The organism is Micromonospora globbae (genome assembly GCF_003610785.1).
Lineage (GTDB): Bacteria > Actinomycetota > Actinomycetes > Mycobacteriales > Micromonosporaceae > Micromonospora > Micromonospora globbae.
Genome location: NZ_RAQQ01000012.1, coordinates 118,658 through 142,490 on the forward strand (window position 1 = coordinate 118,658; position 23,833 = coordinate 142,490).

At 73.3% G+C, this 23,833-nt stretch carries 25 protein-coding genes; 13 read left to right on the forward strand and 12 right to left on the reverse strand.

The window, feature by feature from the left end; translation table 11 throughout:
* Positions 1-44 precede the first annotated feature (44 nt).
* Both D7I43_RS17915 and D7I43_RS17920 read right to left on the reverse strand, forming a co-directional pair.
* Positions 45-1,355 carry an ABC transporter substrate-binding protein gene (locus tag D7I43_RS17915; RefSeq protein ID WP_120329671.1) on the reverse strand — a complete coding sequence of 437 codons (1,311 nt, stop codon included), beginning with the start codon at positions 1,353-1,355 and terminating at the stop codon, positions 45-47.
* A gap of 186 nt (positions 1,356-1,541) precedes the next feature.
* On the reverse strand, positions 1,542-2,303 hold the full coding sequence (locus D7I43_RS17920) for a maleylpyruvate isomerase family mycothiol-dependent enzyme (RefSeq protein WP_120329672.1): 762 nt from the start codon (positions 2,301-2,303) through the stop codon (positions 1,542-1,544).
* A 70-nt stretch (positions 2,304-2,373) separates the two neighbouring features.
* On the opposite strand from D7I43_RS17920, the gene D7I43_RS17925 reads away from it, so the two are divergent.
* Positions 2,374-3,465: a UDP-N-acetylmuramate dehydrogenase gene (locus D7I43_RS17925; RefSeq protein ID WP_120329673.1), complete on the forward strand. Its 1,092-nt coding sequence runs from the start codon at positions 2,374-2,376 to the stop codon at positions 3,463-3,465.
* Between the two features lie 101 nt (positions 3,466-3,566).
* Here D7I43_RS17925 and D7I43_RS17930 read toward each other — a convergent pair whose 3' ends face one another.
* Both D7I43_RS17930 and D7I43_RS17935 read right to left on the reverse strand, forming a co-directional pair.
* On the reverse strand, positions 3,567-4,364 hold the full coding sequence (locus tag D7I43_RS17930) for a class I SAM-dependent methyltransferase (RefSeq protein ID WP_120329674.1): 798 nt from the start codon (positions 4,362-4,364) through the stop codon (positions 3,567-3,569).
* Positions 4,365-4,438: 74 nt separating this feature from the next.
* Positions 4,439-5,206, reverse strand: coding sequence for an SDR family NAD(P)-dependent oxidoreductase (locus tag D7I43_RS17935; RefSeq protein ID WP_120329753.1), 768 nt, complete (start codon positions 5,204-5,206; stop codon positions 4,439-4,441).
* Positions 5,207-5,396: 190 nt separating this feature from the next.
* Between D7I43_RS17935 and mshA the strand changes: the two genes are divergently transcribed.
* From mshA to D7I43_RS34275, 3 genes are all read left to right on the forward strand, one after another.
* Complete coding sequence (gene mshA, locus D7I43_RS17940) at positions 5,397-6,761, forward strand: D-inositol-3-phosphate glycosyltransferase (protein WP_120329675.1); 1,365 nt, start codon at positions 5,397-5,399, stop codon at positions 6,759-6,761.
* Between the two features lie 63 nt (positions 6,762-6,824).
* Positions 6,825-7,337, forward strand: a complete 513-nt coding sequence (locus tag D7I43_RS17945; RefSeq protein WP_120329754.1) for a type III secretion system chaperone family protein — start codon at positions 6,825-6,827, stop codon at positions 7,335-7,337.
* An 83-nt stretch (positions 7,338-7,420) separates the two neighbouring features.
* Positions 7,421-8,416, forward strand: a complete 996-nt coding sequence (locus D7I43_RS34275) for a hypothetical protein (RefSeq protein ID WP_120329676.1) — start codon at positions 7,421-7,423, stop codon at positions 8,414-8,416.
* Positions 8,417-9,139: 723 nt separating this feature from the next.
* Here D7I43_RS34275 and D7I43_RS17955 read toward each other — a convergent pair.
* The gene (locus D7I43_RS17955; RefSeq protein ID WP_120329677.1) at positions 9,140-10,426 is read right to left on the reverse strand and encodes an MDR family MFS transporter; all 1,287 of its coding nucleotides are present in this window, start codon (positions 10,424-10,426) and stop codon (positions 9,140-9,142) included.
* Between the two features lie 83 nt (positions 10,427-10,509).
* Positions 10,510-11,823: an MDR family MFS transporter gene (locus D7I43_RS17960; protein ID WP_120329678.1), complete on the reverse strand. Its 1,314-nt coding sequence runs from the start codon at positions 11,821-11,823 to the stop codon at positions 10,510-10,512.
* 150 nt (positions 11,824-11,973) lie between these two features.
* On the opposite strand from D7I43_RS17960, the gene D7I43_RS17965 reads away from it, so the two are divergent.
* Complete coding sequence (locus tag D7I43_RS17965; protein WP_120329679.1) at positions 11,974-12,741, forward strand: phosphoglyceromutase; 768 nt, start codon at positions 11,974-11,976, stop codon at positions 12,739-12,741.
* Positions 12,742-12,810: 69 nt separating this feature from the next.
* On the opposite strand, the gene phoU is transcribed toward D7I43_RS17965, so the two are convergent.
* Entirely contained in the window at positions 12,811-13,464 is a 654-nt protein-coding gene (phoU, locus tag D7I43_RS17970; RefSeq protein WP_120329680.1) for a phosphate signaling complex protein PhoU, read from the reverse strand.
* A gap of 200 nt (positions 13,465-13,664) precedes the next feature.
* On the opposite strand from phoU, the gene D7I43_RS17975 reads away from it, so the two are divergent.
* Together D7I43_RS17975 and D7I43_RS17980 are read left to right on the forward strand one after the other, a co-directional pair.
* Positions 13,665-14,945 carry a sensor histidine kinase gene (locus D7I43_RS17975; RefSeq protein WP_120329681.1) on the forward strand — a complete coding sequence of 427 codons (1,281 nt, stop codon included), beginning with the start codon at positions 13,665-13,667 and terminating at the stop codon, positions 14,943-14,945.
* Between the two features lie 22 nt (positions 14,946-14,967).
* Entirely contained in the window at positions 14,968-15,651 is a 684-nt protein-coding gene (locus D7I43_RS17980) for a response regulator transcription factor (protein ID WP_120329682.1), read from the forward strand.
* A gap of 103 nt (positions 15,652-15,754) precedes the next feature.
* Here D7I43_RS17980 and D7I43_RS17985 read toward each other — a convergent pair whose 3' ends face one another.
* On the reverse strand, positions 15,755-16,558 hold the full coding sequence (locus D7I43_RS17985; protein WP_192902186.1) for a DUF3109 family protein: 804 nt from the start codon (positions 16,556-16,558) through the stop codon (positions 15,755-15,757).
* A 73-nt stretch (positions 16,559-16,631) separates the two neighbouring features.
* Here D7I43_RS17985 and D7I43_RS17990 point away from each other — a divergent pair, with 73 nt between their 5' ends.
* Both D7I43_RS17990 and D7I43_RS17995 read left to right on the forward strand, forming a co-directional pair.
* Complete coding sequence (locus tag D7I43_RS17990; RefSeq protein ID WP_120329684.1) at positions 16,632-17,576, forward strand: Ppx/GppA phosphatase family protein; 945 nt, start codon at positions 16,632-16,634, stop codon at positions 17,574-17,576.
* 74 nt (positions 17,577-17,650) lie between these two features.
* Positions 17,651-18,457 carry a sugar phosphate isomerase/epimerase family protein gene (locus tag D7I43_RS17995; RefSeq protein ID WP_192902187.1) on the forward strand — a complete coding sequence of 269 codons (807 nt, stop codon included), beginning with the start codon at positions 17,651-17,653 and terminating at the stop codon, positions 18,455-18,457.
* Positions 18,458-18,573: 116 nt separating this feature from the next.
* Here D7I43_RS17995 and D7I43_RS18000 read toward each other — a convergent pair whose 3' ends face one another.
* The 3 genes from D7I43_RS18000 to D7I43_RS18010 are packed head-to-tail and all read right to left on the reverse strand — an operon-like array spanning position 18,574 to position 20,615.
* Positions 18,574-19,158 (reverse strand): CGNR zinc finger domain-containing protein, encoded by a 585-nt coding sequence (locus tag D7I43_RS18000; RefSeq protein ID WP_120329686.1) that lies wholly within the window; start codon positions 19,156-19,158, stop codon positions 18,574-18,576.
* Between the two features lie 19 nt (positions 19,159-19,177).
* The gene (locus D7I43_RS18005) at positions 19,178-20,344 is read right to left on the reverse strand and encodes a glutathionylspermidine synthase family protein (protein ID WP_120329687.1); all 1,167 of its coding nucleotides are present in this window, start codon (positions 20,342-20,344) and stop codon (positions 19,178-19,180) included.
* A 1-nt stretch (position 20,345) separates the two neighbouring features.
* A complete protein-coding gene (locus D7I43_RS18010) occupies positions 20,346-20,615 on the reverse strand; it encodes a hypothetical protein (protein ID WP_240033019.1) in 270 nt (89 codons plus the stop codon).
* A gap of 85 nt (positions 20,616-20,700) precedes the next feature.
* Between D7I43_RS18010 and D7I43_RS18015 the strand changes: the two genes are divergently transcribed.
* Positions 20,701-21,621 carry a proline dehydrogenase family protein gene (locus tag D7I43_RS18015; RefSeq protein ID WP_120329688.1) on the forward strand — a complete coding sequence of 307 codons (921 nt, stop codon included), beginning with the start codon at positions 20,701-20,703 and terminating at the stop codon, positions 21,619-21,621.
* 12 nt (positions 21,622-21,633) lie between these two features.
* On the opposite strand, the gene D7I43_RS18020 is transcribed toward D7I43_RS18015, so the two are convergent.
* Positions 21,634-22,038 carry a VOC family protein gene (locus D7I43_RS18020; RefSeq protein ID WP_120329689.1) on the reverse strand — a complete coding sequence of 135 codons (405 nt, stop codon included), beginning with the start codon at positions 22,036-22,038 and terminating at the stop codon, positions 21,634-21,636.
* A gap of 77 nt (positions 22,039-22,115) precedes the next feature.
* Between D7I43_RS18020 and D7I43_RS18025 the strand changes: the two genes are divergently transcribed.
* Genes D7I43_RS18025 through D7I43_RS18035 form a run of 3 tightly spaced genes read left to right on the forward strand, consistent with a single transcriptional unit; the run spans position 22,116 to position 23,822 of the window.
* Positions 22,116-22,916, forward strand: a complete 801-nt coding sequence (locus D7I43_RS18025; protein ID WP_120329690.1) for an alpha/beta fold hydrolase — start codon at positions 22,116-22,118, stop codon at positions 22,914-22,916.
* The gene (locus tag D7I43_RS18030) at positions 22,909-23,487 is read left to right on the forward strand and encodes a TetR-like C-terminal domain-containing protein (RefSeq protein WP_120329691.1); all 579 of its coding nucleotides are present in this window, start codon (positions 22,909-22,911) and stop codon (positions 23,485-23,487) included. Before D7I43_RS18025 ends, D7I43_RS18030 begins: the two co-directional genes overlap by 8 nt.
* A complete protein-coding gene (locus tag D7I43_RS18035; protein ID WP_158610112.1) occupies positions 23,484-23,822 on the forward strand; it encodes a YrdB family protein in 339 nt (112 codons plus the stop codon). The genes D7I43_RS18030 and D7I43_RS18035 overlap by 4 nt, the downstream gene beginning before the upstream one ends.
* The last annotated feature ends 11 nt before the right edge of the window (positions 23,823-23,833 follow it).

A 23,833-nucleotide genomic window follows, 5' to 3' on the forward strand; every position in this document is an offset into this window, starting at 1 on the left:
TCACCCGGCGGGGCCCGCGGTGCCCGCCCGCACGCTCGCTCGGGCTACTTGGCGGCGGCCTTCTTGGCGTTGGTCACCGCGTCGGTCCAGCCCTGCTCGGGGCTGCGCTGGCCCAGCTCGACGGTCCGCACGGCGTTCTCCACCTCGGTACGGACGGCCTGGTTCTTCGGGCCCATGTAGACGGGCTTCAGCTCCCGGGCGCCCTTGGCGAAGATCTGCCCGACCGGCGCGCCCGAGAAGTACTCGTTCGTGGCCTGGACGATCGCCGGGTCGTCGAGCGCCTGCGGGGACGAGGGGAGCGGCCCCTTGGCCTTGAACGCGCCGATCTGCCCCTGGGCGCTGGTGAGGAACGTGGCCAGCTTGATCGCCTCGGCCTGGTGCTTGCTCTGCTTCGGCACGGCCAGGTACGACCCGCCCCAGTTGCCGCCGTCGCCGGGCACCCGGGCGATGTCCCACTTGCCCTTGGCGCCGGGGCCGGCGTTGCCCTCGATGACCCCGGTCATCCAGGCGGGGCAGGCGATGGTCGCGAACTTCGACTGCTTGAAGGCGGAAACCCACTCCTCGGACCACGCCGCGTACTTGCCGGAGAGGCCGGAGTCGATGATGTCCATGGTGGTGTCCCACGCCTGCCGGACGGCGGGGTTGCTGTCGACCACGAGGTTGTCGCTGGTGTCGTAGTAGCTGTAGCCCTGCGCGTTGCCGGCGGTCTGCAACAGGATGGTGTTGAACGTGTTGGTGGCCGCGTCCAGGAACGAGGCGCCGGTCCGCTTCGCGGTGAACTGCTCGCCGACGCGGATGTAGTCCTGCCAGGTGGGCCACAGCTTCGACACGGCCTCCCGGTCGGTGGGGAGGCCGGCCTTCGCGAAGAGGTCCTTGCGGTAGCACATGGCCATCCCGCCGACGTCGGTGCCGAGGCCGATCAGGTGCTTGCCGTCGGCGGTCAGCCCGGCGTTCCACTTCCACTCCAGGAAGTTGCCCTTGAGGTCGGCGGCGCCGTGGTCGAGCAGGTTCACGAAGTTGTCGGGGTTGGCCTTGTACTCGACGAGCAGGCCCTCCTCGATGGCCACGATGTCGCCGGCGCCCTTGCCGGCGGCGAGCCACTGCGTCAGCTTCGGCGAGTACTCGTCGAGGTTGCCGCCGGTGCCCCGCTCGACGATCTTCACGCCCGGGTTGGCGGCCATGTACTCCTGGTAGAGCTGTTCGTAGCCGAACTGGCCGAACACGTCCACGGTGAGCGTGATCTGGCCGTCCTCGGCGGCGTCGTCACCGCCGCCGCAGGCGGCCGTGGTGACGAGCAGTGCGGTGGCGGCCACGAGGGCCGCGGCCGCCCGGCGGCGGCGCGGATTGGCACCCATGTCGTCTCGGACCCCTCTCAGGTCGGGTGGGTGGTGGGTGGGAGATATCTGAGAGAGCGCTCTCACACAGGGTGGGGTGTGATCCACCTCATGTCAAGAGAGCGCTCTCACAGCGCGTACGACGAGAGTGGCCGCCCGGTGCGGACGGCCACTCTCGTCGATGTGGCGGCGGGGCGGTGGCCCCGGTCAGCCGACCCGGAGACCGTCCAGCAGGCCGCGGTCGCCGGTCACGTCGAGGGTGTCGAAGCTGACCCGACCCCAGAGGGCGAGCAGCAGGTCGCTCGCGGTGCCGCTCACGTGCGCCCGCGCGCGGTGCTCGTCGTGGTCGAGGATCGTGTCCGTGTCCAGCAGCGCCACGCCCTGCCCGCGCAGCCGCAGGTACCACTGCTGGGCGGCGTCCACCGCGGCGAGCTGCACCACGCCGTGCCACTGGCCCGGGGCACGGCGGCGGCCCGCCGGGAGCCACGTGTCGAGCACCTCGCTCACCCCGTCGGCCGCGAGCTTCGCCTCGACCGGCTCACCCGCGGCGATGGCGAGCTGCGCGTCCCACCGGTGCACCGCCGTCTCGTGCGCCGCGCGGCGCGGCCAGAAACCAGCCTTCTTCGGCTGCGGCGCCCAGTTCCACGCCGGCGCCTCCGGGTCGAGCCCGTCGAAGAGGGCGAGCAGCCTGTCGTAGCCCTGCTGCCAGTACTGCAACGGCGTGACGCCGGGGGCCGGCTCGCCGCGTTCCAGGCGCTCCGCCGGCGCGCTGGTCGCCCCGGAGCCCGCGAACGAGGCGACCCAGTGGTAGAAGGAACCCAGGTGCAGGGTCAGGTCGGCGATGCTCCAGCCCGGGCACGAGAGCACCGGCGTCTCGGGGGGAGCCTCGGCCACCGCCGCGGCGAAGGCGGGACCCTCCACCCGGAGGGCACCGATCCAGAAGTCCTTCGTGCCATGCACTCTGCTCATCGCCATCCTCCCGGGGGTGACCGGGCCACCAGTGGGTGCCGCGGCTACCCCTCAGCCTAGGGTGAAGGGTGTGTCAGACGTCTACGCCCAGCCGACAACCGGAGCCGACACGACCGACATGAACTCCCTGGCCCGCTACACCACCCTGCGCACCGGCGGGCCGGCCGGCCGTGTCGTGTCGGGCACCAGCGCCGATGAGATCGTACGAGCGGTACGCGAGGCGGGCATCCGGGACGAGCCCGTCCTGATCCTCGCGGGCGGCAGCAACGTCGTGATCGGGGACGACGGCTTCCCCGGCACCGTGGTGCTCGTGCGCTCCCGGGGACTGCGGGTGGTCGCCGAGGACACCGACACGGTGACCGTACGCGTCGAGGCCGGCGAACCGTGGGACGACCTGGTCGCGGCGACCGTCGCCAACGGCTGGTCCGGGTTGGAGTGCCTCTCCGGGGTGCCCGGCTCCACCGGCGCGACGCCGATCCAGAACGTCGGCGCGTACGGCCAGGAGGTCGCCGAGACGATCACCGCCGTCGAGGCGTACGACCGGGTGGAGGGCACCACCCGCCGCATCGCCGCGGCCGACTGCGGGTTCGCCTACCGGGGCAGCATCTTCAAGTACAGCGACCGGTGGGTGGTGCTCACCGTCGACTTCCGGCTCGCCCGGTCACCGCTCTCCGGCCCGGTCCGCTACGCCGAACTGGCCCGGGCGCTCGGCGTCGAGGTGGGCGACCGGGTGCCGCTGGCCGAGGCGCGGGCCGCCGTGCTGCGCCTGCGCGCCGGCAAGGGCATGGTGCTGGACGACGCGGACCCGGACACCCGCTCGGTCGGCTCCTTCTTCACCAACCCCGTGCTCGACCAGGAGGCGTACGGGCTGCTCCGGGAGCGCGCCGCCGACCTCGGCGAGCCGCCCTCCTGGCCGTGCCCCGGCGACATGGTCAAGGTGAGCGCCGCCTGGCTCATCGACAAGGCCGGCTTCGGCAAGGGGCACCCGGGGCCCGGCGGCGTCGCCATCTCCAGCAAGCACACGTTGGCGCTCACCAACCGCAGCGGGCGCGCCAGCACGGCCGACCTCGTGGCCCTCGCCCGGCAGATCCGCGAGGGCGTGCACGCCCGCTTCGGCGTCACCCTCCACCCGGAACCGGTCCTCGTGAACTGCGCGATCTGACCCCGGCCCCACCCCGTCGATCTTGCACTTTCCGCCCCGGCGAAACGGGGCAAGAGCCGCGAGTCGAGGGCCGAAAGTGCAAGATCGCGGGGGTGAGGGGGTCAGTGCGGGGCCACCGTCGCCCAGGGGACGGTGAGTTCGCCGAGACGCCAGCGGGCGGGACGGTCGAGCACCGGCCACCCCGACTCCCTCAGCGACCGTACGGCGTGCAGCCACCGCTGCCGCGGGCCGAAGGGGACGTACGGGGCGGCGGCCCGCCACGCGTCGTCGAGGGCGCGGACCAGGTCGTGCACACGCTCGCCGGGCACGTTGCGGTGGATCAGCGCCTTGGGCAGCCGCTCGGCCAGTTCGGCGGGGCTCTCCAGGGTCGCGAGGCGGGCGGCCAGGGTGAGCGAGCGCGGCCCGTCCGCGTCGATCAGCAGCCACCCGCCGAGGCGGCCCAACTCGTCGCAGGTGCCCTCCACGAGCACCCCGCCCGGCGCGAGCGCGGCGGTCATCGTCCGCCACGCGTCGGCCACCTCGCTCTCGTCGTACTGGCGCAGCACGTTGAGCGCCCGCACCAGCACCGGGCGCAGCCCCGCCAGCTCGAACCCGCCCCGGGCGAAGGTCAGCCCCGGCGGGTCGGCGGCGGGCGCCGCGGCGGCCACCCGCGCCGGGTCGATCTCCAGGCCCACCAGGCGTACGTCGGGCCGTACGCCGGCGGCCAGGCGGGCACGCAGCTCCACGGCGGTGACCGGCGTGGCGCCGTAGCCGAGGTCCACCACGAGCGGGTCGTCCGCGGAGCGCAGCAGGTCACCGCAGGTGGCCACGATCCAGTTGTCCACCCGGCGCAGCCGGTTGGGGTTCGTGGTGCCCCGGGTGATGACCCCGTACGGCCGGCGCCGCCCCGGCTGGGTCACGGCGTGACCGCCGGATCCCGCGAGGACGCCGTCGCCACCCGGAGGGCCCGCAAACCCGGCTCACCCCCCGCGCTTCACTGCCCGGCCCGGTGCACCTTGTGCTGCGCGGCCTGCGCGAGCGGGCGGACCACCAGCCGGTCCACATTGACGTGATGCGGCCGGGTCGCGCACCAGGCGATGCAGTCCGCCACGTCGTCGGCCACCAGGGGCTCGGCGACACCCGCGTAGACGGCCGCCGCCCGCTCGGCGTCTCCGCCGAACCGCACCAGGCTGAACTCCTCGGTCTTCACCATGCCCGGGTCGATCTCGATCACCCGGATCGGACGGCCGCACAGCTCCAGCCGCAACGTGCCGGCGACCGCCGTCTGCGCGTGCTTCGCCGCGGTGTAGCCGCCACCGCCCTCGTAGACGGTGAACCCGGCGGTCGACGAGACGACCACGATGGTGCCGGCGCCGGACGCCTCCAGCGCCGGGAGCAGCGCCTGGGTGACGCGAAGCGTGCCGAGCACGTTGACGTCGTACATCCACTGCCAGTCGCCGACCGACCCGGACTCCACCGGGTCCAGCCCGCGGGCGCCACCGGCGTTGTTCACGAGCAGCGTGACCGGCCCGGGCGCCGCGGCGGCCGCCGCCGCGAGCCCCGCCACCGACTCGTCCGACGTGACGTCGCACTCCACCGCCGTGGCCCGCCCCCCGGCGGCCTCGATCCCGGCGACCAGCTCCGCCAACCGCTCCGTACGCCGAGCCGCGGCGAGGACGTGGAACCCCTCGGCGGCGAGCCGCCGGGCCGTGGCCGCCCCGATCCCGCTCGACGCACCCGTGACGATGGCTACAGAGGTCATCCGGACATTGTGACCCTCCCGCCCGACGGCGCTCCGCGCGGGCGTGTCGGCGCTCACCATGAGGTCCGTCACGCCGACCCGCCGTCCCCGCGCATTTCCCGAGCCCGATCGGGAAGATGACATCCGACGTACAGGTTGACCCAAGCGCCGGTCGTGCGAGACGGCATCAACCGTGAGCAGGGGAGCGGACGTGGCGGAACTGCACACCGGCGTCGGTCGGCAGCGAGGAGCACGGCCGTGGCCGCGTCCACGGCGCATCGCCACCCTCTCCGTGCACACGTCGCCCCTGCACCAGCCCGGCACGGGTGACGCGGGCGGCATGAACGTCTACATCCTGGAGATCGCCCGCCGGCTCGCCGAGGCGAACGTCGAGGTGGAGATCTTCACCCGCGCCACCTCCGGCGACCTGCCGCCCGTGGTCGAGATGGCGCCCGGCGTGCAGGTCCGGCACATCACCGCCGGCCCGCTCGAAGGGCTCACCAAGGAAGAGCTGCCCGGTCAGCTCTGCGCCTTCACCGCCGGGGTGCTCCGGGCCGAGGCCGCCCGCCCCCCGGGCCACTACGACCTGATCCACTCCCACTACTGGCTCTCCGGCCAGGTGGGCTGGCTGGCCAAGGAACGCTGGGGCGTACCGCTCGTGCACACCGCGCACACCCTCGCGAAGGTCAAGAACGCGCAGCTCGCCGCGGGGGACCGGCCCGAGCCGAAGGCGCGGGTGATCGGCGAGGAGCAGGTGGTCGCCGAGGCCGACCGGCTCGTGGCCAACACGCGGGCCGAGGCCCGCGACCTCGTCGAGCGGTACGCGGCCGAACCGGATCGCGTCGCCGTCGTCCAGCCCGGCGTCGACCTGGCCCGGTTCTCCCCGCCCACCGGGGACCGGGACGCGGCCGTCGCCGCCGCCCGGCGCCGGCTGGGGCTGCCCGCCCGGGGGTACGTGGTGGCGTTCGTCGGCCGGATCCAGCCCCTGAAGGCCCCCGACGTGCTGGTGCGTGCCGCCGCCGCGCTGCGCGACCGGAACCCCGCACTGGCCGAGCAGCTGACCGTCGTGATCTGCGGCGGCCCGAGCGGAAGCGGGCTGGACCGGCCCACCGCTCTCATCGAGCTGGCCGCCTCGCTCGGCATCCTCGACCGGGTGACCTTCCTGCCGCCGCAGACCGGTGACGACCTGCCGGCCCTCTACCGGGCCGCCGACCTCGTCGCCGTGCCGTCCCACAACGAGTCGTTCGGTCTCGTCGCGCTGGAGGCGCAGGCGTGCGGGACGCCCGTGCTGGCCGCCGCGGTCGGCGGACTCGTCACCGCCGTACGCGACCAGGTGAGCGGCGTGCTCATCGACGGGCACGACCCCGACGACTGGGCCCGTACGCTCGCCCGGCTGCTGCCCGACCGGCTCCGCCGCCGGACCCTGGGCCGGGGCGCCGAACGGCACGCCCGCGTCTTCTCCTGGGACCGTACGGTCGCGAACCTGCTCGACGTGTACGGCGAGGCGATGGCGGCGCACCGCGACCGCCTCGCGGCCCAGCTCGCCGGCGACGCCGCCCTCTCGTGTTCCTGGTGACGGGGACGCGTCCGCGCGGACGCACACGGGTGCGGCGCCCGGTACGACCGTAGAGTGGGCCCGGTGAGCGGGAAGAACGATCTCGGAGCCCTGATCGAGTCGGTCTGCGACGAGCGGGAGCTGGCCTGGGAGCGGACCGGCCCGCTCTCGTACGCCGTGACCCTGCCGGGCACCCACAAGCTCAAGACCGTCTGCAACCTCATCGTCGGCGAGCACGCGCTGCGCATCGAGGCGTTCGTCATGCGCCAGCCCGACGAGCGGCGCGAGGAACTGTGGGCGTGGCTGCTGCAGCGCAACGCCCGCATGTACGGCGTGGCCTTCTCGATCGACGCCGTCGGCGACGTCTACCTGACCGGGCGGGTCAATCCCGCCGGCGTCGACGCCGAGGAGCTGGACCGCCTGCTCGGCGCCGTGCTGACGTACGCCGACGAGTCCTTCGACACGATGCTGGAGATCGGCTTCGGCAGTTCCATCCGCCGGGAATGGGAGTGGCGGATCAAGCGGGGTGAATCCACCGCGAACCTCGCCGCCTTCCGGCACCTCTTCGAGCCGTCCGGAGGTTCGGAGCCGTCCTGACGGGTATGCCGCACCGCGCGGTGCGGCAGGTATGGGACCCGCACACGCGCCGAGGACGAACTGTCGAGGAGCGTGAGCGTCTCATGGCTCAGCGGAACAGCTCGGGTCGCGGCGGGACTGCGACCAGGACAAGGCAACGGCCGGGGAACCAGACGCCGAACACCCCACCGATCTCCGAGTCGGAGATCTCCCGGATGCGGGTGGACGACATCCGGGGCCAGCTCCGCAAGCACGGCGTCTCGGGAATCTCCGCGCTGCGCAAGCCGGAGCTGGTGAAGGAACTGGTGCGCGCCATGCGGGCCGCGCGCGGCGGCGGTGCGGCGCGCAAGGCGACCGGGCCGGCCGGCCGGGCCACCGGCACCCGCGCGGCGGGGCGGCCGTCCGCCACGAAGAAAGCCGCCGCCGGCCGGGCGGGCAAGGCCGCACCGGGCCGGGCCAAGGCGGCCCCGGCGAACAAGACCGCACCCGCGAAGAAGGCGGCGGCGAAGAAGACGGCGGCCGCGAAGAAGACCACACCGGCGCGGAAGACGGCGGCGGTGAAGAAGACGGCGCCGGCGCGGAAGACGGCGGCGGTGAAGAAGACGGCGCCGGCGCGGAAGACGGCGGCGGTGAAGAAGACCGCGCCGGCGCGGAAGACGGCGGCGGCGAGGAAGACGGCGCCCGCGCGGAAGAGCGCCGGCGGCGGTACGGCGGCGAAGGCCGCGACCGGTGTGCGTACGGGACGCAGCTCGTCCCGGTCGTCCCGCTCGTCGCAGGTCATCACGTCGCTGGCCGACCGTCCCGAACGCCCGGGCCGCAGCCTGGTGACCAGCAACCACGACGTGATCATGCGGTGGGCCCGGGAGCGGGGTGCGAAGCCGGCGACCATCGCCGGCACCGAGCGGGAGGGCCGCGCCGGTGTGCTCACGTTCAACATCCCGGGCTACCGGGAGAGCAGCCGGATCCGCGAGATCACCTGGGACGAGTGGTTCCACACGTTCGACCTGCGCCGGCTGAACCTCATCTACCAGGAGCAGATGCGCGACGGCCGGCAGAGCAACTTCTTCCGTACGGAGTCACCGGATCGGGAGGACGCCTGAGGTGTTTGCGGGAATGCCCGACGGGTATGCGCTGTTGGCCAGATCGAGGTCCGGAGCAGCGGCGTCACCCGCAGCTGTGATCGGCGAGACAGCCGATCTGGGTTGAAACCGTAATCCGGGCGAATTAGCTTTATTGCGCCGCGCCACGCTTGGAAACGTTCGGGGGAGCGGCGGACCGATCAGGTCCGCGCACCAAGCGAGGCGCGAGGGGACGGGTGGTTCAACCGTTGGGGGACGGTGCCCACCTGTTTGGACCGGCGGCGCGAGCGGGCGACGCTTACGGGGGTGAGTGTTGCCCGCCGCCGCCGGCCCCACCTGCGTGGAGAATGCCCACCACCGCCATCGGCGTGGTGGGCATTCTGCGTGTCCGACCCGGGAGCCGCACCGGGCCCCGCGTCGACAACATCCAGGATGTAGTGGCCTCGACCGGGCCCCGGGCCGACAACATCCAGGATGTTGTGGTCTCACCGGGCCCGCGTCGACAACATCCAGGATTTAGTGGCCTTGGCCATGCCCCGAGTCGACAACATCCAGGATCTAGTGGCCTCGGCCGCGCTCGGAAGCGACAAGATCCGGGATGTAGTGGCCTCGACCGGGCCCCGGGCCGACAACATCCAGGATGTTGTGGTCTCGGCTGCGCCGGGCCATCGGGGGAGTTGTGGCGTCGACGTGGCACGCCCACACGACGCGGCCCTCGACGGGTCCCGACGGGCGCGGGCAGGTCTACGCCGCCGGCACGCGGTCCTCGGTCGGGGTCGGGTCGGTGTCCGCGTACGCCGTCTTCCGCCGCAGCGCGGCGACCCGGCGCTCCCGCGGCGGACCGGCCAGCAGGTGGCCGGCGGCCGCCACGAGGCCGAGCCCGCCCACGATGAGCCAGTGCGCGGCGCCCAGGTACTGGAGGCTCACCCCGCCCAGCGTCGGTGCGACGAACGAGGCGGCGGGGAAGGTCAGGTAGAAGACCGACTGGTACCGGGCGCGCAGCTCCGGCGGCGCGAGGTCGGCGTTGATCTGCGCGTTCGGCGGGGCGGCCAGCATCGAGCCGACCGTCCAGACGACGGAGGCGGCCAGGTAGACCCCCAGCGCGTCGGCGACCGTGAGGGCCCCGAACCCCACCGCCATCAGCCCTGTGGAGACCGCGAGAACGAGGTCCTTGCGGCGCCCCTCGATGAGCCGGGGCACGAAGAGCTGGCCGACCACGATGAGCGCACCGCCCAGCGCCACCACCAGGCCGTACGCCGAGGGCCCGAGCCCGTCGGCGCGCATCGCCAGCGGCATGATCGTCGAGGTCTGCATGCTCAGTACGGCCAGCAGGAAGGTGAGCCCGACGAAGGTCAGGAAGATCCGGTCGGTGAGCGCGGTGAGCAGGCCCGGTCGACGCCTGCCGTGCGTGGCCGTGACGGCCCGTGGGGACGCGACGGTGCGGCGCAGCGTCTCGGGCACCTTCCAGGCGATCACGAGGGCCGTGGCCAGCGTGGCCCCGGCGTCGACGAGGAACAGCGCCAGGAAGCTCGCCTCGGCCAGCACGCCGGCCAGCAGGGACGCGACGGCCATTCCGAGGTTGAACGCCCAGAACTGAAGGTTGAAGGCGCGCGCCCGGCGGTCCTCGGGAACCATGTCGACGATCGCGGCCACGAACGCCGGACTGGGCATCGAGTGCACCACCCCGACGAGCGCGGAGAGCACGGCGATGAGCACGAGGTGCTGGCTGAGGGCCAGCGCGACCATCAGGCCGGCGGTGGTCAGGTGGGCCGTGAGCAGGGTGGCCCGCCGTCCCCAGCGGTCGGCCAGGACTCCGCCGAGCAGCACGCCCACGGCGCCGCCGGCCCCGTACGCCCCGACCACCGTGCCGGCGAGCGCCTCGCTGGCCCCCCGCGCGTCGGTGAGGTAGAGCGAGAGGAAGAGCATGGCGAACGCGCCCGCCCGGTTGATCAGGATGCCCGCCCAGAGGTACCAGAAGCTGGCGGGAAGTCCACCCGCGGTGTCGTGCCACCAGCGCCGCAGGACGCGCACCCGCCCTCCAGACAGTTCAGTTTCCTAACCGTTGCCGCCCAGAACCGTATCGGACGCCCGGCGGGCCGGTCGCCGGGATTCCGTCAGCTGGCCCGGACGGGCTCGGCGGGGGCGGTCGCCGCGGCCTCCGCGGCCTGCGGGGCGTCGACGGCCGTGGCCGGAACGGTCGGCTGCGCGACCCGGCGCAGTTCGGCGGCGCGCCGCTCGCGGGCCGGGCCGGAGATCAGGTGGGCCACCGCCATGACGGCGCCCACCACGGCGCAGCCCAGCCAGAGCGTCGTGTTGCCGGCGTGCTCCCGGACGAGTCCGCCGAGGATCGGCGCGGCGGCCCCGGCCACCTGCCAGGAGAGCGAGAAGACGCCCTGGTAGCGGCCGCGCAGTTCGGCGGGGGACAGCTCGGCGATGAGGGTGGCGTTGGAGGGGGAGTTGAGCATCTCGCCGAGCGTCCAGATCAGCACGGTCAGGCCGTAGAACCAGGCCGTCTCCGCGAACGCGGTGAGCCCGAAGCCCACGCCGGTCACCAGGGTGGCCAGGGCGAGCACGTGCGACCGGCTCCGGCCCCGGATCAGTCGCGGCACGAAGAGCTGGCCGACCACGATGAGCACCCCGTTGAGCGCGATGACCGAGCCGTACGTGGCGGGGCTCAGGCCCGAGTCGCCCATGGCGATCGGCAGCATCGAGATGTGCTGGAGGAAGAGCAGCGCGGCGAACAGGTTGAGCGTCACGAAGCCCAGGAAGATCCGGTCCGAGAGGATGGTCCGGAGGGCGCCCGCCGGTGCCGCGGAGCCCCGGCTGACCGGGCCGGTCACCCGCCTCGTCTCGCCGACCCGGGTAAAGATGATCACCGCGGTGACCAGGGTGGTGATCGCGTCGACCACGAACAGCAGCAGGTAGCCGGCCTGCGCGGCGAAGCCGGCGAGGATGGCGGCGCAGGCGAAGCCGAGGTTGATCGCCCAGTAGTTCAGCGAGAAGGCGCGGAGCCGGTCCTTCTCCGGCACCACGTCGATCATCATGGCGCCGAACGCCGGGCGGGCCGCCTCGGCGAACGCCCCGAGCAGCAGGGCGCCCAGCGCGACCGCCCACAGCGGCCGGGCGAGGCCCAGCGCCAGCATCATGGTCGCCGCGCCGAGGTGGGCGGTGAGCAACGTCGGTCGGCGTCCCCAGCGGTCGGCCAGCGTGCCGCCGACCGTGGTGCCGAGCGCGCCGCCGACGCCCCACAGCCCGATCACGAGACCGGCCTGGGACGCGGAGAAGCCCCGCTCCTGGGTGAGGTAGATGGCGAGGAACACCAGCACGAACGAGCCGAGCCGGTTGATCAGGGTGCCGGTCCACAGGTACCAGAACCGGGTCGGCAGTCCGCCCGCCGTGTCCCTGAACCAGCCGCGTACCGTCCGCATCCGCCATGCCCCCCGTGGTAATGACTGATCTCTTTTGAGCGCCTTACAACCTAGTGCCGCCCGGCAGTGCCGGTCACCAGCTTTTCCACGTGGTGGTCGTCACGACGGGTCCCCGCATGTCCCGTGGCCACGTACGGCAGGATGATCCGCATGACTGCTAGCGAGGGGCCCACCGTCGGGACGCTGGTCCTGTTGCGGCACGGCGAGAGCGACTGGAACGCCAAGAACCTCTTCACCGGCTGGGTCGACGTCGACCTGACCGCCAAGGGGGAGGAGGAGGCGCGGCGCGGCGGCGAGCTGCTCCGCGAACACAACCTGTTGCCGGACGTGGTGCACACGAGCGTGTTGCGCCGGGCCATCCGCACCGCCGAGCTGGCGCTGGGCAGGGCGGACCGGCACTGGATCGCGGTGCGCCGGTCCTGGCGGCTCAACGAGCGCCACTACGGCGCGTTGCAGGGCAAGAACAAGAAGCAGACCCTCGACGAGTACGGCGAGGAGCAGTTCATGCTCTGGCGGCGGTCGTACGACACCCCGCCGCCGCCGATCGACGACAACGACCAGTGGTCCCAGGTCGGCGACCCGCGGTACGCGCTGCTGCCCACCGAGCTGATGCCGCGTACCGAGTGCCTCAAGGACGTGGTCGAGCGGATGTTGCCGTACTGGTACGACTCGATCGTCCCGGACATCCTGGCCGGCCGGACGGTGCTGGTGGCCGCGCACGGCAACTCGCTGCGCGCCCTCGTGAAGCACCTCGACCAGATCTCCGACGAGGCGATCGCGAAGCTCAACATCCCGACCGGCATCCCGCTGCGGTACGACCTGGACCCCCACCTGCGCCCGCAGGTGCTCGGCGGGACGTACCTGGACCCGGAGGCCGCCAAGGAGGCCGCCGCCGCGGTCGCCAACCAGGGTCGCTGACGCGCGGAAGGGCCCCTCCACGCAACGCTCGCGCTGCGTGGAGGGGCCCTTTCCCGTACGACGGGCGGGTCAGTTGGGCGAGGCGGCCGTTTCGCCGGTGATGAGGTAGACGACGTGCTCGCCCGCGTTGACGGCGTGGTCGGCGAAGCGCTCGTAGAAGCGGCCGAGCAGGGTCGCGTCGATGGCGGTCTCCACCCCGTACGGCCAGTCGGCGCCGAGCAGCACCCCGAAGAGGCTGCGGTGCAGGTCGTCCATCGCGTCGTCGTCGCGGTCCAGCTCGGCGGCGATGTCGGCGTCGGGCTTGGCGAGCACGGACGCTATCTTCTCGGCCATCCGGTCGGCGATCGTCGCCATGTCGGTGAAGATCGGCCGCAGCTCGGCCGGTACGGCCGGGGAGGGGTGCCGCCGCAGCGCGGTCTTCGCGACGTGGTCGGCCAGGTCGCCCATCCGTTCGAGGTCGGCGGCGACGTGCAGCGCGGTGATCATGGCGCGCAGGTCGGAGGCCACCGGCGACTGCCGGGCCAGCAGGTCGCAGACCCGCTCCTCGACGTGCCGGTAGAGCTCGTCGATCTCGGCGTCGCGTTCGATGACCGTCTCGGCGGCCTGCCGGTCGGCGGTGAGCAGGGCCCGGGTGGCCTGTCGCATGGCGGACCGGGTCGCCTCGGCCATGTCCACCAGGAGCTGGCTCACGAGGTGCAGGTCGGCCCGGAACTCGTCGCGCATCGTCACGTCCTGTAGGTGTCGTGGCCGGCCGGGGCCGGCCGGGGGTCGGGCGGTGCGCCGCCCACGGTAGGTGGCCCGGGCGGACCCGACATGAACCCCGGTGAACGACACCGGTCGCGTACGTGAATTTTGCGGGAAGCGAGCCTGATTCATCCCGTTGTGTGCGGTAGCCAGGTTAACAATGACCCTACGATCGCCGGGTGGAGTGGGCGGTGGCGGTCGCGGTGGCCGTGGCGCTGGTGGCCGGAGGGGTCGCCGGGCTGGTCCTGGCCAGGTTCCGGTCGGCGCCGCGCCGAGGCGACAGGTCGACGGGGAGCGTTGGCTCCCGGGTGAGCACGGGGAGGCCGGCGATAGGCGACGATCCACAGGTCGGGCTGGGCCGCCGCACGATCGACTCGCTCCGGGCCGGTGTCGTGGTGCTGGACCCGGACGACGTCCCGGTGCTGGTCAATCCCGCGGCCCGGGCCATGGGTCTGCTGCGCACCGGCGCCAGCCCGGGCTCGATCGCGCCGCACCCGCTGATCCGTACGCTCGCCGGCCAGGTCCGCCGGACGGGCATCCGCCGCGAGGTCGAGCTCGACCTGCCCCGGGGCCGCGACACCGGCGGCGACAACCCGCTCGGCGTGCACCTGCGGGCCATGGGGGTCGGCGGAGGCTACATCGCCGTCGAGGCGGCGGACGTGACCGAGTCGCACCGGCTGACCCGGGTACGGCGTGACTTCGTGGCGAACGTCAGCCACGAGCTGAAGACGCCCATCGGCGCCCTCCAACTGCTCGCCGAGGCGCTGCTGGACGCCACCGAGCCGTCCGGCGCCGCGCCGGACCTGTCGGAGGACATGGTGGCGGCCCGTCGCTTCGCCGAACGCATCCAGCACGAGTCCACCCGGTTGGGCCGGCTCGTGCAGGAACTGCTCGAACTGACCCGGCTCCAGGGCGCCGAGCCGCAGCCGGCCCCCGAGCCGGTCTCGGTGGACTGGGTGATCGCCGAGGTCGTCGACCGGACCCGCACCACCGCGGCGGCACGGGACATCGAGGTGCTGGTCGAGGGCGAGCGCGGCCTCACCGTGTACGGCAGCGACAGCCAACTCGCCACGGCCGTGGCCAACCTGGTCGAGAACGCCGTGAACTACTCGGGCGACGGCACCACGGTACGGATCACCGCGCGCGGCGGCGAGGAGTACGTCGAGATCGCGGTCGCCGACCAGGGCATCGGCATCGCCCCCTCCGACGTCGACCGCATCTTCGAGCGCTTCTACCGGGCCGACCAGGCGCGTTCCCGGGCGACCGGCGGCACCGGGCTGGGGCTGGCCATCGTGAAACACATCGCGAGCAACCATGGCGGACGGGTCGACGTGTCGAGCACTCTTGGTGGTGGATCGACGTTCACCCTCCGGCTGCCCGCCCGTCCCCCGGAAGACCTCCTGACGACACTGCCGGCGGCTGGGATCGAGCCCGGTCCGGCCGAGCTTCGGCAGGTCTGACAGCAATGGAAAGGAAACCCCGTTGAGCCGCGTTCTGGTGGTGGAGGACGAGGAGTCGTTCTCCGACGCCCTGTCGTACATGCTCCGCAAGGAGGGCTTCGAGGTCTCGGTGGCCGCGACGGGCCCGTCGGCCCTGACCGAGTTCGACCGGACGGGCGCCGACATCGTGCTGCTCGACCTGATGCTGCCCGAGATGTCCGGCACGGAGGTGTGCCGCCAGCTCCGTCAGCGCTCGCACGTGCCGATCATCATGGTCACCGCGCGGGACAGCGAGATCGACAAGGTGGTCGGCCTGGAGATCGGGGCCGACGACTACGTGACGAAGCCGTACTCGCCGCGCGAGCTGGTGGCCCGGATCCGGGCCGTGCTGCGCCGGCAGAGCCCGGAGGCGACCGAGTCGGGCGCCCCCACGCTGGCGGCCGGCCCCGTGCGGATGGACATCGAGCGGCACGTGGTGACCGTCGACGGCGCCCCCGTGCAGCTGCCGCTGAAGGAGTTCGAGCTGCTGGAGCTGCTGCTGCGCAACGCCGGCCGGGTGCTCACCCGGGGGCAGCTCATCGACCGGGTCTGGGGCGCCGACTACGTGGGCGACACGAAGACCCTGGACGTCCACGTGAAGCGTCTCCGCTCCAAGATCGAACCGGAGCCCTCCGCGCCCCGCTACATCGTCACGGTGCGCGGCCTGGGCTACAAGTTCGAGCCCTGACCGGCCCCGCCGGCGACGTCCGCGCCGAGCGCCGGCGGCCGGGTCGGGTCGTCGGCCGCCGGATCGCCTACCGGCGCGCCGGTGCGGCGCCCGCTCGGCCGCGTCAGGACGCGTCGGCCGGGTGCGGGGCGACCATGCCCTGACGGGAACGGGCCGCACACAGCTCGGCCAGCCTGGCGTACGCCGGCGCGCCGATGAGCGCGGTCAGCTCCGGACCGTAGGAGACGTACATCGGCTCGGTGCCCACGTGGGCGTCCGTCGAGGAGGTGCACCACCAGTCCAGGTCGTGCCCGCCCGCGCCCCAGCCGCGCCGGTCGAACTCGGACAGCGTGGACACCAGCACCTTCGTGTTGTCCGCCCGCTTGACCCACTCCTGGTCCCGGCGGATGGGCAGCTGCCAGCAGACGTCCGGCTTGTACTCCAGCGGGTGCACGCCGTCGCGCAGCGCCTGCGCGTGCAGGGCGCACCCGCCGCCGCCCGCGAAGTCGACGTCGTTGAGGAAGACGCACGGACCGTCCGCGTCGCGCGTGGCGGTCCGACGGGCCGGGTTCTTGCCGTCGATCGTGTCGTTCGCGGTCCAGCTCTTGAAGCCCCGGCGGAAGTGCTGCCACGTCTGCGGCGTGAGCCGCTTGACGGCGGCGCGTACCCGCTTCTCGTCGTCCGCGTCGGTGAAGAACGCGCCGTGGGAGCAGCACCCCTCGGCCGCGCGGCCGGCGATGATGCCGTGACAGCCGCGTCCGAAGACGCAGGTCCAGCGGGAGAGCAGCCAGGTGAGGTCCGCCCGGATCAGGTGGTCGTCGTCGGCGGGGTCGGTGAACTCGATCCACTCCCGGGGAAAGTCCAGGGGCACCTCGCGGCTGCGCGGGTCACCCGGGTCGTCCACCAGTACACGGAGCTCCGTCGTCACCCGGCCCAGCGTACGCCCGGTGGACCGTGCCGGCCCGCGAGCCGGCGAAACGTGTTGCCCCTAGGGTCGAGGCATGCGACTGGGGGTCCTCGACGTCGGTTCCAACACGGTGCACCTGCTGGTGGTGGACGCGCACCACGGCGCACACCCGTGGCCGGCGCACTCGGAGAAGGTGGTGCTGCGGCTGGCCGAGCAGATCGGCCCGGACGGCGCGTTGACCGCGGCGGGCGCCGACGCCCTGGTCAAGGCGGTGAGCATGGCCAAGGCGGCGGCCGCCGGCCTGGACACCGACGACCTGATCGCGTTCGCCACCTCCGCGGTGCGCGACGCCACCAACGCGCCCGAGGTGCTGGCCCGGGTCCGGGACGAGACCGGCGTACGCCTGGAGGTGCTCACCGGCGCGGACGAGGCACGGATGACGTTCCTCGCGGTGCGGCGGTGGTTCGGCTGGTCGGCGGGGCGGCTGCTGGTGCTGGACATCGGCGGCGGCTCGCTGGAGCTGGCCGCGGGGATCGACGAGGATCCGGCGGCCGCGGTCTCGCTGCCGCTCGGCGCGGGCCGGCTCACGCGGGAGCGGCTGGGGGTGACGCCGGACGACGACGGGCCGCCGCCGGCCGCGGCGGTCGAAAAGCTGCGGGAGTACGTGGACGGACTGCTCGACCCGGTGGTCAAGGAGATCGTCGACGTGGGCTGGGACCGGCCCGTCGGCACCTCGAAGACGTTCCGCACCCTGGCCCGGCTGGCCGGGGCGGCCCCCTCGGGGGCGGGCCTGTGGGCCAAGCGCAGCCTCACCCGCACCGGGCTGGGCCAGGTGATCGGCTTCATCCGGCACATCGCGCCCCGGCAGCTCGCCGAGCTGGAGGGGGTCAGCGTGGGCCGGGCGCACCAGCTGCTCGCGGGCGCGGTCGTGGCGGAGACGGTCATGCGCCGGTTGGACGTCGACAAGCTGAGCATCTGCCCCTGGGCGCTGCGTGAGGGGGTGATCCTGCGCCGGCTCGACCAGCTCGGACCGGGCTGAGCCGGCGTGGTGGTCCGACCGCTTTGCGGTCGCTCGTCACGATGCGGTGGGCGGGTCCGGGCTACCCTGGCGGAGTGACGTCCCGAGTCCCGGTGCTCCTGTCCACCTCCTCGGTCTTCCCGGAGCGGACCGCGGCGGCCTTCCAGATGGCCGCGGCCCTCGGCTACGACGGGATCGAGGTGATGGTGTGGACGGACGCGGTGAGCCAGGACGCGGGTGCGCTGGACGGCCTCGCCCGGCACTACGGCGTGCCCGTGCTCTCCGTGCACGCCCCCTGCCTGCTGGTCACCCAGCGCGTGTGGAGTCCCGATCCCTGGGAGCGGCTGCGCCGCTCGGCGCAGCTCGCCGAGGCGCTGGAGGCGCCGACGGTGGTGGTGCACCCGCCGTTCACCTGGCAGCGCGACTACGCCCGCAACTTCCGCGAGGGTCTCGACGCCGTCGCCGCCCGCCACCCGGACCTGCGTTTCGCCGTGGAGAACATGTACCCGGTGCGGATGGCCGGCCGGCAGTTCGTCCCGTACGTCCCGGGTTGGGATCCGACCGAGACGGGCTACCCCGCCTACACCCTCGACCTGTCGCACTGCGCCGCGTCGCACACCGACGCCATGGCGATGGCCGACCGGATGGGCGACGCGCTCGCGCACGTGCACCTCGGCGACGGCACGGGTGAGGGGCGCGACGAGCACCTGGTCCCCGGGCGGGGCACCCAGCCCTGCGCGGAGCTGCTGCGGTCGCTGGCCGGGCGGGGCTTCACCGGGTCGGTCGCGGTGGAGGTGTCGACCCGGGGCGCGCGCAGCCGTGAGGTGCGCGAGAACGACCTGCGCGCCGCGCTGGACTTCGCGCGCCAGCACCTGAGCACGCCGTCGCCGGTCGACGCCTGACGCGCACACCACCCGGCGCCGGCGCCTCGCCGGGCGCCGGCGCCCGCACCGTATCGCAGCGGACGTCGCGGCCGGTCGCGGCGCCCGACGTCTCCGCCGGACGCCGCGACGGCGACTCAGCTGACCGGGGTGAGCGACTCGGCGGCGGCCGGCCGGGCCGCCACGGTGGCCTGCTCGCCGATGGCGGCCCGCTTGCGCGCCCGGTGCGCGGCCACGTGGGAGCGGGTCGCGCAGCGCTCCGAGCAGAACCGGCGGCAGCAGTTGGACGACGTGTCCAGGTAGACGTTGCCGCAGCGTTCGTCGGCGCAGACCCCGAACCGGGCACTGCCGTACTCGCAGAGCCAGACGGAGAGGCCCCAGACGGCGCCGGCGAGGTACTCGGCGCTCACCGAGGCGCCGCGGCTGGTCACGTGCATGTGCCAGTCGCTGGAGTCGTGCCCCGAGATGCGGGGCTGCACCGGGTACGCCTCGAGCAGCGCGTTGAGTTCGGCCACCGCGTCGGCGTCCCGCCCCGAGGTGCCGTACTCGAAGACGTCACGCAGGCGCTTCTGCGCCCGCCGGAAGATCGCCAGGTCCCGTTCCGCGACCTCCTCGCGCATCCACGCGCTGGAGTCGGGGAAGAGTGCCCGCAGGTCGTCGAGGTCGTCCAGACGGGCGTTGACGAGGTCAACCCCGGTCCGGGCGTACGCGTCGAAGTTCACGCCCCCAACGGTAGACGACTCAGCCGGGACGCGGCGCGTCGATGTAGTGCGGCAGGAACCGTGCGTACCCGTCGGTGATGAGGCTTGTGCTCTCGCGGAGGCCCGCGCCGGCCGACTCGCCGTCGACGATCCAGCTCCCCAGCACCATCCGGTTGCCGTCGAACGACGGCAGCGGGCGGAACTCCTGGTAGCACCAGCCCTCGTCGCCGTAGATGCCCGGATTGACGATCTCCTCGGCGGGTGTGACGATCCGCACCGAACCGCCCTCCCGGCCGAGCAGCGGCTTGGCCACGTACTCGGACATGCCGCGCGGTGTGTCGAGGTACGCCGGGAGCAGGTAGTCGTGGCCCGGGTACAGCTCCCAGAGCACCGCGAGCAGCGCCTTGTTGGACAGCAGGAGCTTCCAGGCCGGCTCGATCCAGGTGGTGGGGGTGCCCGGTTCCAGCGCCAGCCGCCCGTACGGTTCGGCGAGCATCCACTCCCAGGGGTAGAGCTTGAAGCAGGTGGTGACCGGGGCGTCCGTGGCGTCGACGAAACGCCGCCCGTCCCAGCCGATCTCCTGGATCGGCAGCAGCTCGACGTCCAGACCGGCCTGGCGGGCCGTCTCGGCCAGGTAGCCGGCGGTCATGTGGTCCTCGCCCGTCTCCTCCTCGCTGGACCAGACCACGTGCACCCGCCGGTCGTGCAGACCCGCGCCGATCTTCGCCCAGGCGCCGACCAGGCGCTCGTGCAGGCTGTTCCACTGGTCCAGCTCGGGCCGGGTGTGCTCCAGCCAGTACCACTGGACGATCGCCGCCTCGACCAGTGCGGTCGGTGTGTCGGCGTTGTACTCCAGCAGCTTCGGCGGCCAGCTGCCGTCGTACCACAGGTCGAAGCGGCCGTAGAGGGTCGGCGGCCGCTCCCGCAGGGACCGCGCCACCGCGTCGGCCGCCCAGGCCGGGATGCCGAACTCGGCGTACCGCCCGCGGGCCACGACGTGCTCCGCGGCGGCCACCGCCATGCGGTGCAGCTCCTCGGTCGCCTCCTCCAGCCGCAGCACCTCGTCCAGCTCGAAGGCGTACGCGGCGGACTCGTCCCAGTACGACATGACGCCGCCGTCGGGCAGCTCCGTGTCGACGTACACCAGCCCCTGCTCCCGGATGGTGGCGTCCCAGTCCGGGCGGGGGGTCACCCGCTCCCGGCGCACGTCAGCCGCCGCAGGAGGCGAGGTGGGTGCCGAAACCGCCGCGCTCGGGCACCGCCGCGGGCGCCGGGTCCGACCCGGTCCGCTCGGCGGACGGGGCGGGTACGCGCATGGCCAGCGCCACCGTGTCGCCGCCGCCCTCCGGGCCGAGGGCGCAGTCGTCATCGTCGTCGTCGGAGGTCAGGTTGCAGCCGGAGAGGGCGAGGGCCAGCGCCGTGAGCGCGCCGAGCTGAACGGAGGCCGACCGCAGCCGGCGACGGGGGTTGCGTTCCACGGCATCGTTGTAACCGATCGGTGCCACCACCGTGGCCCCGGCCGCCCCCCGGCGCGCGCGCCCGCCCGGGCGTTACGCTCGGCTCATGCTCCGTTCCGTCATCCTCGCCGCCTCCCGGTCATCCCAGGTCGAGCGGCTCGTCGCGACGGCCCCGTACACGCGGGACGTCGTGCGCCGGTTCGTGGCCGGCGCCCAGACCGACGACGCGTTGCGCGCGACCCGCGCTCTCGTCGCCGACGGCCTCGCGGTCACCCTCGACTTCCTCGGCGAGGACACCGTCACCCCCGAGCAGGCCAACGCCACCCGGGACGAGTACCTGCGGCTCCTGCGGCTGCTGAACGAGGCCGGCCTCACCCCCGCGGCCGAGGTGAGCGTGAAGCTCTCCGCGCTCGGCCAGATGTTCGACGAGCAGCTCGCGTACGACAACGCGCGGGCGATCTGCGCGGCGGCGGACGCGGCGGGCACCACGGTGACGCTGGACATGGAGGACCACACCACCACCGACTCGACGCTGGACATCCTGGCCAAGCTGCGCAAGGACCACCCCGGGACCGGCGCGGTGCTCCAGGCGTACCTGCGGCGCACCGAGTCCGACTGCCGCGAGCTCGCCACGGCCGGCTCGCGCGTGCGGCTCTGCAAGGGGGCCTACCGGGAGCCGGAGTCGGTGGCCTACCAGTCGGCGCACGAGGTGGACAAGTCGTACGTGCGGTGCATGAACATCCTGATGTCCGGCGACGGCTACCCCATGCTGGCCACGCACGACCCGCGGCTCATCGCCATCGGCGAGGACCGGGCGCGCTGGTTCGACCGGGGGCCGGACCGGTTCGAGTTCCAGATGCTGTACGGCATCCGCCCGGAGGAGCAGGCCCGGCTCGTGAGCGAGGGCTACACGGTGCGCACGTACGTCCCGTACGGCGACCAGTGGTACGGCTACCTCATGCGCCGGCTCGCGGAGCGCCCGGCCAACCTGGCCTTCTTCGCCCGCGCCCTTGTCTCGAAGAAGTAGCCCGGGGCGGGTTCAGCGGTTCGACCACGCCCGGGTGCTGAGCACCAGGCGGTAGCCGTCCGGATCGCGTACCGTCACCCCCCAGCGGTCCCAGTACGGGCCGGCGGAGACCCTCGTCCCGCCGGCCCGTTCCAGTTCCCGGACCAGGTCCTCGTCGACGGGGCCGTCGAGGTAGAGGACCAGCAGGTCCTCGGCGGTGGGGGTCGGGTCGGGCACGTCGCCGGCCACCAGCTCCAGGTGCCAGTGGGCGTCCGGCCAGCCCAGCATCAGCAGGTCGTGCCCGCCCGGTCCGGCGGCCGTGGAGCGCCAGAGCACGTCGAGGGTGAGACCGCCGACCCAGAAACGTTCGGCCGCGGCCAGGTCGCGGCTCGGGCGGGCGATGCGCAGGTGCGGTACGCCGGTGCGGATGTTCGACATGCACCGATCGTGCGAGGTGAAGCCGAGGTGAGGTCAACCCCTTGACGCCGTTGGCTAATGACATTAGCCTTTGCGTTATGAATATTAGCTATGTCGAGCGCCCGGGCGGACGGATCGCGTACGAGGTGCACGGCGAAGGCCCGCTGGTGGTCCTCTCCCACGGGATGGGCGAGAACCGCGCGTCCTACCGGCACCTGATCCCGCTGCTCGTCGAGGCCGGCTACCGGGTGGCCTCGGTGGACGTGCGGGGCCACGGCGACTCCAGCGTCGGCTGGCCGACGTACGCGCCGGCCGAGGTGGGCGCCGACCTGGTGGCCGTGGTCCGGGCCCTCGACGGCGGTCCCGCGGTCCTCGTCGGCAACTCGTCGAGCGCCGCGGCGGTCACCTTCGCCGCCGCCGACGCCCCCGCGCAGGTCGCCGGGATCGTGCTGGTCGGCGCGTTCGTCAACCCGCCCAGGATGAACCCGTTCATGCGGGCCGCCGTGGCCCTGGTGCTGCGCAGCCCGCGCCTGTTCGGGATGTTCCACCGGACGCTGTTCCCGGTGACCCGTCCGGCCGACGACGCCGCCTTCCGCCGGGCGATGGTCGCCAAGCTGCGCGAGCCCGGCCGCATGGCGGCGGTGCGGGGCGTGAACGCGCCCGTCGAGCCGCACTGGACCACCCGGGCCCGCGACGTCCGGCAGCCGGTCCTCGTGCTCATGGGCACCCGCGACCCCGACTTCCCCGACCCGGGCGCCGAGGCGCGGGCGGCGCGGCGGCTCTTCGCCACCGCCGAAGCCCGCATGATCGAGGATTCGGGCCACTACCCGCACGCCGACCAGCCGGCGCGCATGGCCGAGCAGCTGACGGCGTTCCTGGCGGTGTGCACCGGTGCCTAGGGCAGGGCTCAACCAGCAGATCGTCGTACGCGAGGCGGCCCGGCTGGCCGACGAGGTCGGCTGGCCGCGGCTCACCCTCGCCGCGCTGGCCGCGCGGCTCGGCGTGGCGCTGCCCAGCCTCTACAAGCACGTCCGGAACGCGGACGCGCTCGCCCAGAAGGTCTCGGCGCTGGCCACCGCCGAACTGGCCGCCGAGCTGACGACGGCCGCCGCCGGCCGCGCCGGGACCGACGCGCTGCGCGCCGTCGCCGCCGCCTACCGGTCGTACGCGCTCCGGCACCCCGGCCGCTACCCCGCCACACAGCAGGTGCCGGATCCGGCCGACCCGGAGCACGTGACGGCGGGGGAGCGGGCGGTCGGGGCCATCTACGCGATCCTGCACGGCTACGGCATCACCGGCGACGACGCGGTCGACGCCGCCCGGGGAGTCCGCAGCGCCCTGCACGGGTTCGTCTCGCTGGAGGCGGCCGGCGGCTTCGGCCTGCCCCGCGACGTCGGCCGCTCCTACGACCACCTGATCGAGGCGCTGGACGTCGCGCTGCGTTCCTGGCCCGGTGGGCGGCCGTCGTGATCCGCGCGCTCGGGCTCCTCCTGCTCTTCCTGCTCGAACTGGCCGTCCTGGTCGTGGGCGCCCGGTGGGGCTGGGCGCGCGACGCCGGCCCGGCGGTCCGGCTGTTGGCCGCCGTCGCCGTGCCCGTGGTGCTCGCCGCGCTCTGGGGCGTCTTCGGTTCCCCCAAGGCGCGGGTGGTGCTGCCGGCCGCCGGCAAGCACGCCTTCCAGGCCGCCTGGTTCGTGGCGGGCGGCGCCATGCTCGCGTCGCTCGGTCGACCGTTGCTCGGCGTCGCGCTGGTGGTGGTCTGGGCGGCGACCGTCACCCTGCTCCGCCTCGGAGGGCGGCCCGCCTGACCCGCCTCGGC